15 protein-coding genes are annotated in these 17,393 nt (G+C 44.7%); 5 read left to right on the top strand and 10 right to left on the bottom strand.

Annotated features, from left to right (window positions below):
- Positions 1 to 11 precede the first annotated feature (11 nt).
- From BC8716_RS10505 to BC8716_RS10490, 4 genes are all read right to left on the bottom strand, one after another.
- Positions 12 to 956 carry a carbohydrate ABC transporter permease gene (locus tag BC8716_RS10505; protein ID WP_176471711.1) on the bottom strand — a complete coding sequence of 315 codons (945 nt, stop codon included), beginning with the start codon at positions 954 to 956 and terminating at the stop codon, positions 12 to 14.
- 12 nt (positions 957 to 968) lie between these two features.
- Positions 969 to 2,225, bottom strand: coding sequence for an ABC transporter substrate-binding protein (locus BC8716_RS10500; protein ID WP_094425486.1), 1,257 nt, complete (start codon positions 2,223 to 2,225; stop codon positions 969 to 971).
- Positions 2,226 to 2,249: 24 nt separating this feature from the next.
- The gene (locus BC8716_RS10495) at positions 2,250 to 3,449 is read right to left on the bottom strand and encodes an ROK family transcriptional regulator (protein ID WP_094425484.1); all 1,200 of its coding nucleotides are present in this window, start codon (positions 3,447 to 3,449) and stop codon (positions 2,250 to 2,252) included.
- 276 nt (positions 3,450 to 3,725) lie between these two features.
- Positions 3,726 to 4,958: a DUF418 domain-containing protein gene (locus tag BC8716_RS10490; protein ID WP_157730410.1), complete on the bottom strand. Its 1,233-nt coding sequence runs from the start codon at positions 4,956 to 4,958 to the stop codon at positions 3,726 to 3,728.
- Between the two features lie 270 nt (positions 4,959 to 5,228).
- Here BC8716_RS10490 and BC8716_RS10485 point away from each other — a divergent pair, with 270 nt between their 5' ends.
- The 3 genes from BC8716_RS10485 to sda all read left to right on the top strand — a co-directional run bounded on the left by BC8716_RS10485 (position 5,229) and on the right by sda (position 6,255).
- Complete coding sequence (locus tag BC8716_RS10485) at positions 5,229 to 5,579, top strand: YolD-like family protein (protein WP_094425480.1); 351 nt, start codon at positions 5,229 to 5,231, stop codon at positions 5,577 to 5,579.
- A gap of 3 nt (positions 5,580 to 5,582) precedes the next feature.
- The gene (locus tag BC8716_RS10480) at positions 5,583 to 6,023 is read left to right on the top strand and encodes a YhjD family protein (RefSeq protein ID WP_142420020.1); all 441 of its coding nucleotides are present in this window, start codon (positions 5,583 to 5,585) and stop codon (positions 6,021 to 6,023) included.
- An 88-nt stretch (positions 6,024 to 6,111) separates the two neighbouring features.
- Positions 6,112 to 6,255 carry a sporulation histidine kinase inhibitor Sda gene (sda, locus tag BC8716_RS10475; protein ID WP_082808205.1) on the top strand — a complete coding sequence of 48 codons (144 nt, stop codon included), beginning with the start codon at positions 6,112 to 6,114 and terminating at the stop codon, positions 6,253 to 6,255.
- Positions 6,256 to 6,449: 194 nt separating this feature from the next.
- Here the strand turns inward: sda and BC8716_RS10470 are convergent, their stop codons facing one another.
- The 3 genes from BC8716_RS10470 to BC8716_RS10460 form a co-directional block, all read right to left on the bottom strand.
- Positions 6,450 to 7,046, bottom strand: coding sequence for a hypothetical protein (locus BC8716_RS10470; protein ID WP_094425476.1), 597 nt, complete (start codon positions 7,044 to 7,046; stop codon positions 6,450 to 6,452).
- Complete coding sequence (locus BC8716_RS10465) at positions 6,995 to 7,987, bottom strand: helix-turn-helix domain-containing protein (RefSeq protein WP_157730408.1); 993 nt, start codon at positions 7,985 to 7,987, stop codon at positions 6,995 to 6,997. The genes BC8716_RS10470 and BC8716_RS10465 overlap by 52 nt, the downstream gene beginning before the upstream one ends.
- Positions 7,988 to 8,670: 683 nt before the next feature.
- Positions 8,671 to 8,967, bottom strand: coding sequence for a hypothetical protein (locus BC8716_RS10460; protein ID WP_094425472.1), 297 nt, complete (start codon positions 8,965 to 8,967; stop codon positions 8,671 to 8,673).
- 428 nt (positions 8,968 to 9,395) lie between these two features.
- Between BC8716_RS10460 and BC8716_RS10455 the strand changes: the two genes are divergently transcribed.
- The gene (locus BC8716_RS10455) at positions 9,396 to 10,019 is read left to right on the top strand and encodes an N-acetylmuramoyl-L-alanine amidase family protein (RefSeq protein WP_094425470.1); all 624 of its coding nucleotides are present in this window, start codon (positions 9,396 to 9,398) and stop codon (positions 10,017 to 10,019) included.
- A 180-nt stretch (positions 10,020 to 10,199) separates the two neighbouring features.
- Here the strand turns inward: BC8716_RS10455 and BC8716_RS10450 are convergent, their stop codons facing one another.
- Positions 10,200 to 12,299 carry an ATP-dependent Clp protease ATP-binding subunit gene (locus BC8716_RS10450; RefSeq protein ID WP_094425468.1) on the bottom strand — a complete coding sequence of 700 codons (2,100 nt, stop codon included), beginning with the start codon at positions 12,297 to 12,299 and terminating at the stop codon, positions 10,200 to 10,202.
- Between the two features lie 297 nt (positions 12,300 to 12,596).
- Positions 12,597 to 14,285: a M3 family oligoendopeptidase gene (locus BC8716_RS10445; protein ID WP_094425466.1), complete on the bottom strand. Its 1,689-nt coding sequence runs from the start codon at positions 14,283 to 14,285 to the stop codon at positions 12,597 to 12,599.
- Between the two features lie 177 nt (positions 14,286 to 14,462).
- On the opposite strand from BC8716_RS10445, the gene BC8716_RS10440 reads away from it, so the two are divergent.
- A complete protein-coding gene (locus BC8716_RS10440; protein ID WP_094425464.1) occupies positions 14,463 to 15,626 on the top strand; it encodes a dicarboxylate/amino acid:cation symporter in 1,164 nt (387 codons plus the stop codon).
- Positions 15,627 to 15,659: 33 nt separating this feature from the next.
- On the opposite strand, the gene BC8716_RS10435 is transcribed toward BC8716_RS10440, so the two are convergent.
- Complete coding sequence (locus tag BC8716_RS10435) at positions 15,660 to 17,141, bottom strand: SA1320 family protein (protein ID WP_094425462.1); 1,482 nt, start codon at positions 17,139 to 17,141, stop codon at positions 15,660 to 15,662.
- Between the last annotated feature and the right edge of the window lie 252 nt (positions 17,142 to 17,393).

Here is a 17,393-nt window from a genome sequence, read left to right as displayed (position 1 = left end):
CCTCTCCTTGATTATCCGTCGTAATGAACCCACTTTTTTTGCCCGGCAAACTGTATGATTGTCATTGCCAAAATAAGAAGGAACAACAGGAACGCTTGTGCTGATGCATAGCCCATTTGTGAAAACATAAACCCAGATTCATAAACGCCATACACCATCGTGCGAAGCGGGCCGACTAGCGCAGTCGTGTCGCCGATCATTACAAAGATCAAATCAAATACTTGCAACGAACTAATCATGGCTGTAATGACGACAAAAAACAGCGTCGGCGTCAGCAAAGGCAACGTGATACGAAAAAATTGACTGCGTTTGGACGCCCCGTCTATCGCTGCTGCCTCATAGTAAGTAGGATCAACATGCTGGAGCCCCGCCACGATTAAAATGATATTATTGCCGACTGTCATCCAGACATATACGGCGATCACACTAAGCAAAGCGATATTCGGGTCAAATAGCCATTCAGGTTGAGGCAAGCCGAGAAAGCCGAGAACATAGTTCACCAAACCGTACTCCGTATTATAAAGCCATTTCCAAACCATTCCGACGGCGATCGGCATTGTTACGACAGGCAAAAAATAAAGGGCGCGGTAGACAACCATGCCTTTGATTTTTTGGTTTAGCAGCACAGCTATACATGTGGCAAGCGCCACAGAAGCGGGCACAGCGACAAGCATAAATAGAAGTGTATTAACGAGCGACCGGATAAACACCGGGCTCGAGAGCAGCGCGCTGAAATTCTCCCAACCAGCGAAAGTAGGAGGCGTCAGCCCATCCCAATGTGTAAAGGAAAGGGCAAATGAAGCAATCGCCGGGCCGAGATAAAAGGCAAACAGGCCGATGAATGTTGGGCTGATAAACAAAAGTGCCCATAGAGCCTCTTTTGCCGCTTTGCTTTTTCGTTTACCTGCTTTAGGTGTTGCTCGCATACCCGGAGGTTTTCCCGCTTCGCTTATCATGACATCTCCCTCCTATTCAGACTCTTGTCCTTGCCGCAAAATTCGCTCCATTTCTGTTGCAACTCGGTCAAGTGCATCGTCAAGGGGTTCCCCTGAAAGGAAAGCGCCTTGGATTTCTGTTTGCTCCATCCGCTGCCACTCCATTGTGTTTTTTGAAACCGGATACGCCACTCCTGTTTCTTGCGCAGCGATAAAAACGTGCAAATCCATATCTGGGATCGATTCAAGCCAGAGATCGCCTGCAGAGCGCGCAGCAGGTGTGGAAAAGCCGCTTTTGGCAATCGTTTCATTGCCCGCTTCGCCTGTTAACTCCTTGATTAGTTCCCAAGCAAGTTCAGGGTGCTCCGTTTTTTTATTCATTGTCCAACTAATTCCGTGGAGAATCACAGCATCTTCTTTCCCTTTCGGCAATGGCGCGACGTCGACTTTGTGGCCCATTTCCTCATGAAACAAGACAGCGCTAACCGAGAGTGTTGGATACATAGCTACTTTATCAGACATAAACATTTGATCGAGGTCATTTTCAATTTGCGACTTAATATCTGGCGAAATGCCTTGGTCGACTAGCCGTTCTATAAAGGCAAACGCTTCTTTTGCGGCAGCAGTGCCAAAACCAGAATGCGCCTGGTCTTCACTAACAATTTCCCCGCCCGCTTGGTGGATGTAATTGTAATAGCCTCGCTGGTTGCTAACAATCGGCGCTGCGTATCCATAAACTCCTTTATCAGCATCTGTCAGCTGTGCGCCAACCCGCTCGATGTCTTCCCAATCCCAAGTCTCGTCTGGATAGGGGATGCCCGCTTCATCAAAAAGCGCTTTGTTGTAAAACAAGCCAACAGCGTCAACAAAGTATGGCGCGCCAAATAGGTCGTCCTCATAACTGTAAAGTTTAATCATGCTCTCAAAGTAGTGCTGTTTTTGAAACGTTTCGTCCTCGGCAATAAATTTCTCGAGGCTTTGAAGCAAGCCAGGCTCTGCATACTGGTGGAAGTTGACGGCATTCATCCAGAATAGATCTGGCCCTGCCCCTCCTCCTATGCTCGTCCTAAGAGTTGTCCAATATTGAGAATAAGGACTATAAGTCACATTGACACGGACATCTGGATGCTTGTTTTCAAAAGCGGCAATTGCTTCATCAACAGCCGGCTTCGCCTTTTCATCCCATAACGCAATATCAAGCGTCTGCTGCCGTGGACTTGCCCGTTCGCTCTGACACCCTGCCACCGAAAGTGCTGCGACTAGCATTACTAAAGCGATCGCTTTTTTCATGCTTTGCCTCCTTAATCATTTGCCTCAGGTTAAAAACAACTCATACTTGCCAACTTGCATTTCGTATTGCAACAAGACTGCTAACGCGCCAAGAATGTCTTTATTTGTTTCCAGAGAGGCCGGTTTTACTTCAGTGTGGCGCGCAATCGGATTCAATGCCCGGCTGTTGATTTTTTCATTAAGGCGTTCAAACAAAGGCAGGTTGTTTTGCACATGAGGCCCAGTCAACACAACCGCTTGTGGATTCAATAAGTGCAAACTATTGGTGATGGCTACCGACAGAGACTCTGCCATTTCCTCGACAACCGTTAGCGCAAACGGGTCGCCTGCGCAAGCGGCTGCAACGAAGTCCGCTGGTTTGATTGCTTCTGGCCGCCGAGCGGCGCTCTCAATGATGGCCGTTTTTACGCCTTGTGTGAGCCAGGCAGAGAGGATTCGTGAATAAATAGCCGGCCAATTCACATAGTTTTCAAGACAGCCTTGGTTGCCACAAGGGCAAGCAGGACCACCGGGCAAAACCGACATGTGACCAATTTCGCCAGCACTGCCGCTGAAGCCGCGGTAAATGCTGCCGTTTACGATCAACCCTGAACCAACCCCCTCGCCTACCGAAATAAACAACATTTCTTTATATCTCGCTGTGCCAAACTGCTTTTCTGCCATCATCATCGCATTCATGTCATTGTCTACATACGTTCGCAAGCCAAATGCCGCTTCCACTGTTTGTTTTAAATGGACGTCATACAAGTCGAGTTTTGCATTATAAGATACGATGCCTCGTTCGGCTTGGACAATTCCTGGGACAACAATCGAAATGCCCAAACATTCGTCCAGCTTTTCCAGCCGGCCAATAAATTCAGTTAGCGTTTTCATAACAAAATCGATATAAGTTTCGCCACGGAGCGAATCGACTTGTCCATATTGTTCTGAGCGGACATGCCCTTCTAAATTTAAAGCAGCGATGCGAACGGATGAGTTTGCCAGTGATAGGGCGATTATAAACGATTTGTCTGGATTAAAGCGGTACAGTACCGGCTTTCTTCCTCCTGTTGAATGGCCGACCCCTTCTTCTTGCACATACCCTTCGTCAATAAGCTTGTTTAAAATCGTTGCTGCCGTCGTTGGGCTGACTTGTATTTGTTTGGCAATCATGTTCTTGGAAAGGGGCCCGCGTAGGCGGATAAGGTTTAACGCATTAATTCGATTGACTTCATGCAATTGCACCGGAGGTTTAATCTTTTCGCCACCTCACTTTTCGTTTTAACTTTAAAAAGTTTCGGTTTTTAAGACCATTTCGATGTTAGAAAGGCAATTCCCTCTTTAATATCGATTTTAATTTGTTAGAAGTTCTTCCAGTAGCTTTCAAATGTTATCGGATTTTAAGTTTAGTCCAGTGTGTGGCTCGGATGAGGTTGTCCAACATAGAAAAGGAGCGAAATTGTTGTTAAAGGGGTGTCTTCTCAGGCTAAGAGCCATTTGGGCGATTGCCCAAATGGCTCTTTATGCGGTACGTTTGGCCGCCCCACCGCCATATGTCCATTTCCGCCATAAAGCTTCAAGGGGCCCTTGTTTCCATTTTTTTAAATACAAGTGGCTGAGTACGACTTGCGTAGCATAAATGACAACGGCAATAAGTAACCCTTGGCTGCTAGATACGCTGCCAAACAAACCAAAGCCATACCCATAAAAGATGGTCGTTGCCACAATCGTTTGCAGCAAATAATTCGTCAAGGCCATGCGCCCCGCCGAGGCAATTGGCATGAACAAACGTGCCACTGTTCCTTTCTGTAAAAGGAGCACAAATGCTGATACATAAAACAACATTTGCAACGGGCCAGCAAGCATTCTGATGCCCTCGGCCAACCCTTGTGTAAACACAGGATTCATGTCGATTAGATTGTATCTGATCGACACTTCAAGCAACGTAAGGGGGAAACCCGCCAAGAAGCCAATCCAGCACAGCCTTTTCCAGCGTGTTATGTTGGCTTTCACATCATGGAACATTCCTGCCTTCCCCATAGATAAGCCAATTAAAAACAACGGCAAAATTCCTGGTATGACAAAGACAACGGTGAAAAGTTGGAAAAATGATTCATTAAAAAAGCGATACTCTACTATTTGTAAATAGGTGCCGTTTGCCATTGTTGCTAAAGCACTAGCCGTATCGCCAGCAATGTCTTCCATTGTCATGAGCCCTTCCCGTAAGCCAAATTCCATGCTAACCCCTAAAAACAACGTATAGCATGTCATCATTACTGCGGAAACAAGCATTAGAGCGATCGTCCAAGTAATCAGCGTCTTTTGCTTGCGGTGGAAGAACAATGGCAAAAGCAAAGCTGTTAATGCATATGTATACAAGATGTCTCCTGACCATAAGAGCAGCAAATGCACAAGACCGACCACTAGCAAAAAGACGATCCGCCTATAAAAAACCCGTGTTGCTGCCATATTTTTCGCTAGAACGCGGGTATAAAAAATAAAAAACCCAAGTCCAAACAGCAAAGAAAACATCGGGTAAAACTTGCCGTCTACAAAAAAACTAATAAACAGCTGTACATTGGCGTCCAAGCGGTTTTCAGACAGGGCTTTCCCTTCTAGCATAAAGCTTGCGTCAGTAAAAGCTAACGTTTTAAAGGCAATCATGTTTGCCATTAAAATGCCGAACAAGGCAATTCCCCGGATCATGTCCAACTCGTGAATCCGCTCCGAAGGCATGGTCGCAGTTAGTTTCATACAACGTCTCCTCTTCCCTTGTTTTTCGCAAAAATTCCATCTTACCATAGGCCTTAAGCAACATCATAACACAATTTGCCCATTTAATTGCACTTATTCAAGAAACGCGGTAGTTATTTCATGGTGCTAACAGGCACGACGTTTCCTTCTTACAATTACGCTGTTCCCATCCAGAAAAGAACCAGTCTTTTTCCTCTATTTTCCTCTTGTTATCGAACGGACATTCGCATACAATACAAACAAATGTTCCAATTAGAAAGGAGTTTGCTGATGGCAAAAGAAGAGTTGTACATCCATCGAGGAAACTTGTTATGGGAAGGAAGTCGGATGATGCTGCCTGAACATAAACAGGCGTGGCTTGAACTCCAACGGCGGGAAGAGGACGTTCCGTTGCATGGGGAATTGGACGATGACGAATGGCGCGAGCTAGGGGCTACGATCATGGACGCGTTAAATCACACGTATGAGGTCACTGTCACTTATTGGGATCACGGACGCTACCGCCAAAGAATTGGCACTATTGATAAATTGGACGAATGGAACAAGCAGATCAAAATCGCTTTTCCAGATAGGTGCGAGTGGCTTCCTTTGCGTATCATCAAACATGTCAGCCCCGTTTAAAACATGGAACTGTCCAACAACCAAGTGCGAGCCCTATTTGGGCTTGCCCCAACCGCCCGGGAAACCATTAGCGAAAAAGCGGAAAAGGCGGCGCAAGCCTATATCCGCTTGCATTATGCGCGCATCATTTTGACACGGGAATTGGTGCGTTTCCAAGGGAAACAAGTGGCAGGCATTAAATACCCTTCTATCTATATAAACATTATTCAACGAGCACTCGCCCGCCTCTCCATCGACATGAGAAAACTAAAAGACTTTATGCAAAAACACGGGATCCATGTTTCTGAAAAAGCATCCTTGTCTCCCCATTATATCGAACACCTTTATTGGGTTAAAGGAGTAAAATATTCAGTTGGCGGTGCACCGTTCGTCCTTTCTAGAAATGTTGAAAAAACGCTCCGCTATTACATGGTCGAATTAAACGATCACCAATCATATATATAGGGTTTTTATTGATATTAAATACTATATGTAGTAATATTAAGGCACACATAGCCAACATTTCTCACCACATAACAGAGGGGGATATCGTATGCTGAAAGATTTATCAGACGACCTTCTGCTCCATTCGTACTACCAAGCGATCGAACATCAATTATCCGTTGATTTTATTGTGATTTTAAAAAACGAATTATTTCGCAGAGGCATGCTGCACACAACTGGCCAAAACACATAAATGTCTTTTGGCATGCCCCCTTTATAGTGGACAACTGTGCTTTTGGCTTTTGAATGGGTTTCCTTCACACATAGGCAGGAGCGAGAAGTGTAGGCGAGCGGAGATGTAAATAACGAACGTTCGGCGGCACATGAACAACAACAAGTCTACAGCCTGTAAAACCTGCAAGGTTCTTGCATAGCCTTGCAGGTTTTTTATCCCCCATTCAGCTCCCTTTTTAAAAGGTATTCCGTCTCTTGCTGCTCTTTTCGTTTAAGAAGGATCGATTCAATCGCCCTTTTATGGTGCTTTTCACACTGTTCTTGGATGCGTCGCCAGTCTTGGTTCGTCGGTGGAGACTGGATATAAAGGACGTCGACTTTTTCATGATAGGGAAAAAGTGTGTCTGTAATAATGAATGAAGGCATTTCTGCTTTGTCATGAGCGTACGTTACGGACGTTTGGACGTTTAAATGGTACGGCAGTGCAGCATTCATTCGTTCAGAAAGCTTTTGCTCGTAGACAGGCCCTTCACTTGAAAAGATGTGGATATTCAATGGTTCATTTAATTTCTCAATGTCGGCAAATGTATAGACCACTAAAATGTAACGGATGAGCAAGGCAGCTTGATCGACTTGTAAAAAAGGCACCATTTCCTCAGCCAATACTTTGTCAAAAGCAGCAAAAACGCCTTCTGTAATAAGCGGATGACGTTCTTGCAATACTTCTAGTTGAATCCGCTCTTTAAAGCTGGAATAATTTACAGAAAAGTACCGTTTATTTCGATGGATTTGCAGCAAATGCCCTTCCATCCGCTGTGCCGCTTTTTCTTCCAATGCATTAGAAAACTTTTTTTTAAAGCACGGGCGAACCGCCGCGTTGCCCTCCATTCTTCAGTACGGTGTAACTGATTTGCAGCTAGATTAGAAGCAACAAGATCCTCGTCATGGTAAAGAAACGGCGAATTTAAAAGAATGATCAATAAAAACTGCACTTCTGATGACCTTATGTTTTCTGGCACGGTTTTAAGCAATTCGCCAGCATGTGCAAACATCTTTGTTTGCAAGTCGGACGGAAATGCCTCATCATAAAGGTCAGTGAAGCGCCCTTGTTTTACTCGCAACCATTGGATAGCAATCCAGTACAAGAAACGTTCTGTTTGCAATGAGGACAAGTTTAACTTCATAGCCTTTGCAATCGGCGCAAACAATTGTTTAGCAAACTGTTTTTCAATCGAAAAAGGCCACGCAATTCCACTTCCGGTAACTTCCCAAAAAAAGCAAAAATAAAAAATGCGGATATGATGTTCTTTGCCAATAAGTTTAAACGTCCTCGGCTCAAATCGTAGATGGAAAGCATGAAGCAAAGGTTTGATTTTATGGAGCTTACGGAAGAATGTAGAACGGCTTAAGAAATGTTTTTGAATAAACGAATCCACACTTAAGCGGCCAGATAAAGAGCAGCCAATAAAACGGACCATATCATCCTGAAGATAGAGACGGCGCAAAACTTCATTAAGCTGCCGGTCATCTTTATTTGAAAAACCATATTGATTATGAGCATTGCGCACAATCGCCATGTCTGTGCCCGTTTGCTGTAGTTCTTTTTCCAATTCTTTTATCGTATAATCAACCGTGCGGTCCGAACAAGCCAATGTTTTACGGATTTCCGCCTTCGTGCAGTTTTCTTTGGCGCCAATGAAATGAATCAATTTCACTAAGCGCTCAATGCGTTTATCTGTCAGCATATCCATAAAAAACCCTCTTAGTGAATGATCTAGCGGCATCCCGCATATTCGCCGTATCAACCTATTGCGCCATCTTCCCCATAACCTCTAATTGCTATTATAAGTGAGTCCATAAAAGGGGCTTTATATAAAGAACAAGAGTAGACTAAATCTCAAGTCCTTTCTTGCAATCAACGCTTTAACCACTAGCTGGTTTTGCCTCCGAATTCCTTGCTTTGGCCTATTCAAATAACCTTATATAACTTCGATGTTTACTCAGTTTTCTTGTGCAGAACTCCGCTTTTTTGTCACCTCCTTTCGCTCGGCCATAAATGATTTATATAGGACATTAAGTTTAAATAACGGTACCTACTTTCCACAACAATTGGGTTTTCTCCCAGTTATTTTGCAAAGACTGTCAATATTCCTTTGTTTTTGTAGCTATCTGCTAAAAACAGCAAAGCATTTCTAATACATGACTGTTCATAGCCATGGATAGCCATAACCAGACCACTTATAGCAAATGCTTTGTATAGGAGCCCAGTGCACAGTATGACGCTTAAAACTTGCTAATTAACCGAACAAAAAACGTTATGTTGAAATAGAAGAAGGAAATCGTTCAACGTTTTATATTTCGAATTATCTGCCAATACGATTTAGTCAAGCCGTTCCTCCCCTTCTCCCCCTTTTGAGTACCGATTCTGCGTTATTTATACGCAGATCTCATTATCATCGTCCTGCTTTTTTAGCGCTTTCATTAGAGCTTTGCGAACAGCTTTTAAATACTCGACTTGGCTGCGGGAGATCGTCTCGAAATTCATCATGTCTTGGCGCAAGTAGACAATATGCCAGAGCCGACTTAATTCTTTGTCTTCCATTCGCCCGCGTAGCTTTACAATCGCAAGATCTACCACTTCGCGAAACGTAGACGTCGGAGAGCCTACCTCTTGGCGCAATAGACGATAAATGTCATTCATAATCCGGTATGCTTCTAAATTTGATTTCATCGTTTCTCCTCCGATTACAAGCCTAAAGGTCTAGGTTTTAGTACTTATTTTACTATAGTTTTCCATTTTGCTAATTTCATATTTTGCGCCTCGCTCGCAAAATATGAAACATATGTGAGTACTGAAAAACGAGAAATTAAGCCAATTTGTTACTTCGCTACCATCGCTATCTGGGACAAAAGATTGAAATGAGTTAAACAGTTTCCTAATTGGGCGATCTTGAAGCGTTACTAGTCACCTCTGTTCAGACACTTTTCCTTGCTTTCATAAAACTTAACCACTGTTATTCTTCATGTTTTTCTCTTTGGATACATATTTTCCCTTCATTTTAATCAGGAAGGGCTGTTTTCGACAAAATCCCTTGTTGCCTCTATGGCAATCTCTTAGACTACTAAATAAGCCAATCGATAAAAACCAAGGAGGCGCTCATGAGAAAAAAGCATGCTTTTTCATTTTTGATGGCCGCCATCCTTGCAGTAGTCTCCACTAGCTATTTTCTAGCACCAGAAGCGGCGGCTAGTGTATCTGGTAAAGTCATTGCCATTGATGCGGGCCACGGTGGGAGCGACCCTGGGGCAGTCGCAAATGGAATTTACGAGAAAGATCTTGTTTTAAAAGTAGCTGCACATACGAAAGATAGGCTTGAAGAGGCAGGGGCAACAGTCATTATGACGAGAACAGGGGACGTCTACGTTGGGCTCGAAGCCCGGGCTGAGCTTGCCAATGCCAGTAATGCCGATACATTTGTTAGCATTCATGCCAATGCAGCTACCCCAAGTGCCCATGGAACAGAAACATTCCATTTCCCAGCAAGCAGCCAAGGGCAAGCTTTGGCTTCAGCTTTGCAAACTGAACTCGTCAACACGCTAAATACAAGAAACCGCGGCGTCAAATCGGCGAATTTTAGTGTATTGCGCAACACTGCCATGCCTGCCGCCCTTGTCGAACTTGGATTTATTACAAATGCTGAAGAAGCAGAACGGATGAAGGCTGCCAGTTTTCCAAACGAAGCTGCAATAGCCATTGTACGCGGGCTCGAACAATACCATTAAAATCACACATAGTCCATCAACCTGTTCCAGCAAACTTTGTACAAACAGAGCAGCATCTGTCTCGTTTTACCTAAGTCTCTGCGCGGCTTAGTGTCTGCATAACCAAAAAAGGCTGCTGGGCATCCCAGCAGCCTTCAGACTACGGACAAACACTCGCACGCGTCGCCGTTTTTCTTGCGCTTATCCTTTACAGACAACAAGTTGATCTTCGACGACATCGACGTTTACACGCTTCAAGTCGCTATCGTCGATCAAAAGATCGGTGATGTCGTCTTCAATGGTATCCTGAATCACACGGCGAAGCGGACGGGCGCCAAACGCAGGGTGGTAGCCAAGTTTAGCAAGTTTACGCTTCGCTTCCTCGCTCACTTCCATCTCAATGTTTTGCGCTGCCAACCGTTCATTCAAATCGGCAAGCATCACATCGACAATGTCAATCAAGTTTTCTTCTGAAAGCTGGTTAAACTCGATCAATGCGTCAAAGCGGTTAAGGAATTCTGGTTTGAAATAATCGTTAAGGTTTTCCAAAATCCCAAGTGTTTTGCTTTGTTCAGCTGTAAAACCAAGCGATGGTTTTGTCACGCCAACACCCGCATTTGACGTCATAATAATCATTGTATCCTTGAAGGAAACGACACGCCCTTGGCTATCCGTCAAGCGGCCATCCTCCATAATTTGCAAAAACATATGCTGCACGTCAGGATGGGCTTTTTCAATTTCATCCAGCAAAATGATACTGTATGGATTGCGCCGCACCCGTTCCGTCAGTTGGCCGCCTTCTTCATGGCCAACATAGCCAGGAGGGGAACCAATCAGTTTCGATACAGAGTGTTTTTCCATAAACTCACTCATATCAAGGCGTATCATGCTTTCTTTCTTGCCGTACACCTCTTGGGCAAGTTGTTTCGTCAATTCCGTTTTTCCGACGCCAGTCGGTCCGACAAACAAAAAGCTGATTGGACGATTGCCTGCTTTTAAGCCAGCACGGCTCCGCTTAACAGCTTTTGCCACTTTGTCGACCGCTTCTTCTTGCCCAATGACTTTGCTTGAGAGCCTGTTGGCCAAGTCTTTCATTTTTTGTTGCTCCGCTTTTTGCAACTTACGGACAGGTACGCCCGTTTGCCGTTCAATCAGCATTTCAATATCTTCCACAGTGACATCTACTGGTTCTAATTCTGACACAGCTTCTTGCAATTTTGCGTTTACTTTCAGTTCCTCATCGCGAAGCGCAGCCGCTTCTTCATACCGCTCTTGTTTGGTTGCTTCTTGTTTTTTCGAGCGTATCGTAGCAAGACGTTTCTCCAATGTCGCTTTATCTTCATGGTTAGAAGACAAAGACAAGTGGGAACCGGCTTCATCAAGTAGGTCGATCGCTTTGTCTGGAAGATAACGGTCTTGAATATAACGATCTGACAGTTTGACGCACGCTTCTAGCACTTCATCTGAGTAACGAACGCCGTGGTACGTTTCATAAACGCCTTTTAGTCCTTGCAAAATCGCCAACGCTTGGCTTGTTGTAGGCTCTTTGACCGTGACCGGTTGGAAGCGGCGTTCAAGGGCCGGGTCCTTTTCAATTTTGCGGTATTCTGCTAGCGTTGTCGCCCCAATCAGTTGCATGCTTCCTCGAGCAAGTGCTGGCTTGAGCAAATTGCCCGCATCCATGTTGCCTTCTCCAGAAGCACCAGCGCCTACGATCATGTGAAGTTCATCGACAAACACAATCACATCATCACGGCGGCTGACTTCGTCAATCAGCTGCTGCATCCGTTCTTCAAATTGGCCGCGGTAGCTTGTACCGGCGACAAGTGAAGAAAAGTCAATCGCATAGATTTGTTTATTTTGCAGTTTTGCTGGCACGTCGCCGCTGGCAATTCGCCGTGCAAGCCCTTCGGCAATCGCTGTCTTTCCGACGCCTGCTTCCCCGATCAACACAGGGTTATTTTTTGTTCGACGGCTTAACACTTGAATGACACGCTCTACTTCTTGGTCGCGGCCGATCACTGGGTCAATCTTGCCGTCTCTCGCATCGTTTGTTAAATTGTGGCCAAATTGACCGAGGAAACCATCATCAGTCCGTTTTTGCTCTTTTGTACGAACGTTTTGTTGTGGCTGGCCTTGATTCATAAATTGCTGGAACAGCGAATCAAATTGACCATTCATGTTTGAATCGCTCCATTGCGCATAGCACTCTTGGCAAAGCGCGTAGTGGCTTTGACGATTGTTTACAACAACATTCAAGGAAATCACAGCCTCACGAGTTTGACAATGTTGACATTTCATGGACTTTCTCCTCCTTGTTTTTTATTTATAAGCGAAATTTGATTTTGACTATCTTTGACCTTTTGAGTAAAAACAAACAGCCTTTAAAATAGAGAGGCTGTTGACTATGGCTTTATTATAACTGACCTTTATTGACCTTTCAACCCCTTTGGACAAAAAAAGTCAAAAAAGGTCAGATTAATGAACGCCGGTATGCAGCTACTCGCCTTCTCCGTAGCTAGAGGTCTCTGTTTGATCACTAAACGAAGAGACATTGTTTTTATCCATCATTAAAGAAACGATGCTGCTAGTATTCTTTTAGGCAAGCTCGTTTAACTCTTGTTCAACAAAAGCCATTAAATCGCCAATCATTTCTGTTGAAAAATTAAAGCGCACTCCAGCTGCACTGTACACTTCATGAAGAGATTTTGAACTGCCAAGTGCCAGGGCTTCCTTATAGCGGGCAAGCGTTTGTTCAGGCTGTTGTTTATAGTTTTTATACAACTGCAGCGCGCCAAGCTGGGCAATCACATATTCTACGTAGTAAAACGGTACTTCGAAAATATGGAGCACCTTGATCCAACTGCTCTCCCGCCATTTTTCATATCCGCTCCAATCGGAAACATTGGCATCTATTGTTTCTAACAGCTCCCGGTATTTTCGGTTTCGTTCTTCTTCGCTATGTGATGGGTTTTCATAGAGCCAATGTTGGAATTGGTCAATCACAATTCCTGCCGGCAAAAAGTCGACAATGCCTTTTAATTGCTTGTATTTGGCTCGTTTTAAGTCCACTTCTGAATAAAACAATGACCATTGGTCCATTGTCATAAGCTCCATCGACATGCTCGCTAGTTCGCTTGATTCCATCGGCGTGTCACGGTAAAGCGACAAAGGCCATTCCTTTTTTAAGTCATTATGAATACAATGGCCCATCTCATGAAATAGCGTAATCATGTCATCATGTGTATTTGCGTGGTTCATAAAAATAAACGAAAGCTTTGATATCGGCAGTGGCGCACAAAAGCCTCCAGGCGATTTGCCTTTGCGGCTCTCTAAGTCAAGCATGCCCTCTGCATCCATTCTTCTAAGCAGGCCGCCAAAACGAGCATCAAGTGCATCAAGGGCTGTTCCGGCTTTTTCAACTAGTTCCTCTGCCCCATCAAATGGCTTTAAAGGCTGTTGCCCGGGAATAACGGCTTCCACATCCCACGGCCTGTATGTGTCGACGCCAAGTTGGGCGGCATGCTTACGTTGCAACTTTTCCTTTAATGGTTTCACATGTTTAGCAATGCTAAGGGCGAGCTGTTTACAATCTTCAGGCGTGTAATCAAAGCGGGCGTACTTTTTAAACATATAATCACGATAATTAGCGAGCCCTGCATTCTCGGCTTTTTGCTGCCTAATGACCATCAACTTCGAAAAAATTTCCTGCAATGGCTCTTCGATTTTGAGCAGTGCCTCCCTCGCCAATGACATTGCCTTTTTGCGGGTATCCCTATTTTCATTCTGAAAATAAGGAGACAGCTGAGGAATGGTTAGCTCTTGCCCGTCCCAGTCTACTGTCAATGATCCAGTATGTTCAAAATAGGCGGTAGCGAGGCTTGCTTCTTCAATTTCAAGCTTGACGTTTTCTTCCCGGTAAAGTTGTTGGGCATTTCGTTTTCTTTTTACAAACAGACCGTATTTCTCTTCTGGCAAATGTGCTAAAGCTGGCGCTGCCAAGAACGCCTCATCGAGCTTTGCCTCATAACGCTTCATTAGAGGTTCGATCACTTGTTGGTCATACTCAAAGGCACGCTTTGCTTCTTCAGAACCGTTATGGCAGTTAAAATCTATATAATGCCCAGTAATTGCTTCCTCCAACTGATCCAGGAGGACGGATTCCTCTTCCATAAAGCGTTCAAGTGCTTCTCTCGTATCAAGAGACACAGCCAACAATTTTGTAAATGCTTGCTCAATGCTTTCCGTATCTGAAAAATCCAATTGTTCTTGATAAAATTTTCCCATATTTTCCCCTCCATGTACTTAATCGTACCAAACTTAGTCGTTTTTGAAAATGAAACGTTTCTGACCTTTTACTCAACAGGCCGATAATGTTAGCGCTCTCAATGCGAAACCTACTAAATAATGGTATACTAGCAACGTACTTAAGTAGCCATCTTTATTTAGATTGGAGTGTTGTTTGTGAAATTAATTGCCCGGCTTGTTTTTGGTATTATTGCCGGTGTTGCTATTGGCTTTATTGCCAATGAGTTTATTGCCAAATTGATGGTAACAATAAAAGACTTGATCGGCAGCTTTATTTTCTTTATGGTTCCGCTTATTATTGTGTTCTTTATTGCTGCTGGCATCGCTGCTCTAGGCAAAGGCGGAGGAAAGATGCTCGGCTCGACCATTTTGGTTTCATATTTGTCAACGATTCTAGCCGGCTTCTTTGCGGTTTTCGTAGCGATGAACGTCATCCCTTCACTAGGGATTTCTGGAACAGGCGCCAGCGCCCCTTCAGAAATGGAAGGGTTCTTGCAACTGTCGGTTGAGCCGCTTTTTGACGTTTTGACGGCGTTGCTTCTTGCTTTTGTCTTCGGCGTCGGAATTGCCGCCACAAATTCAAGTACACTATATGGCTTTATCGAGGAAGGGAAAAACATTGTTGAATTAGTCATACGTAAGGCCATTATTCCATTGCTCCCTTTTTATATCGCTGGCGTTTTTGCTGAAATGAGCTACGAAGGCACTGTCTTTAAAACATTAGGCGTTTTTGGCGTTGTGTTGCTTTTAGCCGTGGCTATGCACATTATTTGGCTATTTATTCAATATACCGTAGCGGCAGCGGTTAATCGTAACAATCCCCTGTCGTTACTAAAAGCAATGTTGCCTGCGTATGTAACCGCCCTTGGGACAATGAGCAGTGCTGCAACCATTCCTGTTACACTGGAAGCTGTTCGAAAAAACCGCATCCGTGACTCGATCACGAACTTTGTCGTGCCATTATGCGCGAATATCCATCTCTCAGGGAGCACCATTACGATTTTAACAGCTGCCACAGCCGTTATGCACATTTACCCAGGATTGACGTTTCCTGGATTTTCAGGGATGATTCCTGTAATCTTTATGCTCGGCATCATTATGATTGCCGCTCCTGGTGTTCCAGGGGGAGCAGTCATGGCTGCGACAGGCATCCTTACTTCTATGCTAGGTTTTGATGAGGGAGCGATCGCCCTTATGATTGCCCTTTACCTCGCCCAAGACAGTTTCGGAACAGCTGCAAATGTAACAGGTGACGGGGCAATTGCCGTTTTAATGAATGGTTTAAAAGAAAGGCGATTAGGCAACCAACAGTCTTCATAAAAGAAGCGCCCTCCAAATGGGAGGCGCTTCTTATTACCCTATTGTCCCGCGTTTCATTTGCGATTTTAGCAATTCCATATTTTCGACAATCATATGAGAACTGTTGTGCAGCTCCTCAATGGACTGAGCCTGATTTTGCGCGAGCTGGAAAACCACATCTTTAAAAGCGATTTGCATTTCATTTAAAATGTCACTGGCAGCGGAGTGGCACGCATGGACACTCTGGAAAGCCATGCCATTAAACAGGACCTCTTCGATCTGCGGGCGCAATTCTTCCAGTAAAGACGGATAGTTCCATTGGAGGGAATAAAGTCCCTGCCTAATCCCAGCCACTTGAGTATTCGCTTCTCTGAGCAAGCTCACAGCCTCTAGCGCTTTTTCCTCGATTGAGGCACGATAAGAAGCATATAGGCTTTCCTCACTTACGGAAAGTGTTCCGTATAGGGGCACATGCGAAGCCTCCTGAACGGCGGCCATCGCTTCCTCACCGAGAAGTTCTAGTTTTTTAACAGCGACAACAGTCTCTTCCAAGATGTTAAACAGCAACGGTACAGTTGCCGTTGACAATCGCTCAATTCCATTAGCAGCGTGAAATTCCCGGATATCCATGGCCGACAGCATATAAGGTGAGTCTTCCAAAGGATAGGACGTTCCTTGGGCAGCTAGGTTAACCGCCCCGGTTGTGCTTGATTGATCGGCATGGGCAAGTGTTTGATCTTGTTCTGTAAAAGCTTGAGCAAGAAATACGACTTGTTCTTTATAATCGGCAATTTGCTGGTGAACTTGTTGTTCGTTACGGACAATATAATCCAAATGAGCGCGAAGCTCTTCGACTACCGAGTCGGCAAATAGGTCCTGTCCGCCCCTAAACACATCTTCAATATAATTCATTGACACATGGTTAACAAACAAAAATAGCTGGTCAGCCCCTTCTTCCAAGCGGGACACAAGATGTCTAATTTCCGCAAAGATGTCTTCCATCTGCACGGCCTGTTGCGAGATGGAACCAGCTAATTCCTCCGGAGCACTCGTTTGCGCTTCCCGAAGGGCACGGCAACACCTTTCCGCATCGCTAATGAGCTGCTGCACTCCAGAAATGGCTTGGGTAAGGCGGCCGCTTGCTTGGCCAATCCCTTGAAAAAGCCCGCCCTCCCCTGCCTGTTCAACGAGTGTGACATACATTTCACGAAGTTGGTTGACTCGTTCTAAGAAGCGTGCGCTCTCCTGCTCAGTAATATCCTTCGCATCGTTAATATGCGTACGGACAAGAAGCAACCTTTCCTGTACAGTACGTTCTAATAAATTGCCTAACTGGGCTACCGCCTCATAATCGAGTTCGATCTGTTTGGCCCCGCCACTGTATAGCGGTTTTTCTGTCATGAGGCTTGTCTCTAGTGAACTTGCTTCGTAGCCCCTCTCTTCCTGGCCTCCAACAATTAAGACTTGCCTTTTGTCGCTTCCAATATATTCTTGGCCTAGCTCAGCAAGCTTGCCCCTTTCGTTTTCTCCATTCATCGGTGCATCCTCCTACAAAGAAGCTACATCCCGCTTCAAAATGATCTTAATTAGCCAAGAAACGTTTTTCTTTTTTCAGGGAAGAACGTGTGGCTTCGTAACAAGAATCGCGCTTTCTAGAGTTCCCTACTTTTTTAATATGTCAGGAAATATGTTCTTTATGGATCCCTATTGCCAGCTAAAAGATGTCATTAATGTTACTTTATTGCGGGTTTGTCGGAATAGGGAGATGGAAAGAACACTCACTTACTA

Origin of the sequence: Shouchella clausii (genome assembly GCF_002250115.1) — a bacterium.
GTDB classification, from domain to species: domain Bacteria; phylum Bacillota; class Bacilli; order Bacillales; family Bacillaceae_D; genus Shouchella; species Shouchella clausii.
This window is presented reverse-complemented; position numbering and strand designations above follow the sequence as displayed.

Coding starts and splice junctions, on each gene's coding strand:
- BC8716_RS10435 (WP_094425462.1), bottom strand. CDS start 17,141: ATGAATGGAGAAAACGAAAGGGGCAAGCTTGCTGAGCTAGGCCAAGAA.
- BC8716_RS10500 (WP_094425486.1), bottom strand. CDS start 2,225: ATGAAAAAAGCGATCGCTTTAGTAATGCTAGTCGCAGCACTTTCGGTG.
- BC8716_RS10480 (WP_142420020.1), top strand. CDS start 5,583: ATGGAACTGTCCAACAACCAAGTGCGAGCCCTATTTGGGCTTGCCCCA.
- BC8716_RS10470 (WP_094425476.1), bottom strand. CDS start 7,046: ATGGAAGGGCATTTGCTGCAAATCCATCGAAATAAACGGTACTTTTCT.
- BC8716_RS10505 (WP_176471711.1), bottom strand. CDS start 956: ATGATAAGCGAAGCGGGAAAACCTCCGGGTATGCGAGCAACACCTAAA.
- BC8716_RS10485 (WP_094425480.1), top strand. CDS start 5,229: ATGGCAAAAGAAGAGTTGTACATCCATCGAGGAAACTTGTTATGGGAA.
- BC8716_RS10460 (WP_094425472.1), bottom strand. CDS start 8,967: ATGAAATCAAATTTAGAAGCATACCGGATTATGAATGACATTTATCGT.
- BC8716_RS10455 (WP_094425470.1), top strand. CDS start 9,396: ATGAGAAAAAAGCATGCTTTTTCATTTTTGATGGCCGCCATCCTTGCA.
- BC8716_RS10445 (WP_094425466.1), bottom strand. CDS start 14,285: ATGGGAAAATTTTATCAAGAACAATTGGATTTTTCAGATACGGAAAGC.
- BC8716_RS10450 (WP_094425468.1), bottom strand. CDS start 12,299: ATGAAATGTCAACATTGTCAAACTCGTGAGGCTGTGATTTCCTTGAAT.
- sda (WP_082808205.1), top strand. CDS start 6,112: ATGCTGAAAGATTTATCAGACGACCTTCTGCTCCATTCGTACTACCAA.
- BC8716_RS10490 (WP_157730410.1), bottom strand. CDS start 4,958: ATGAAACTAACTGCGACCATGCCTTCGGAGCGGATTCACGAGTTGGAC.
- BC8716_RS10465 (WP_157730408.1), bottom strand. CDS start 7,987: ATGGATATGCTGACAGATAAACGCATTGAGCGCTTAGTGAAATTGATT.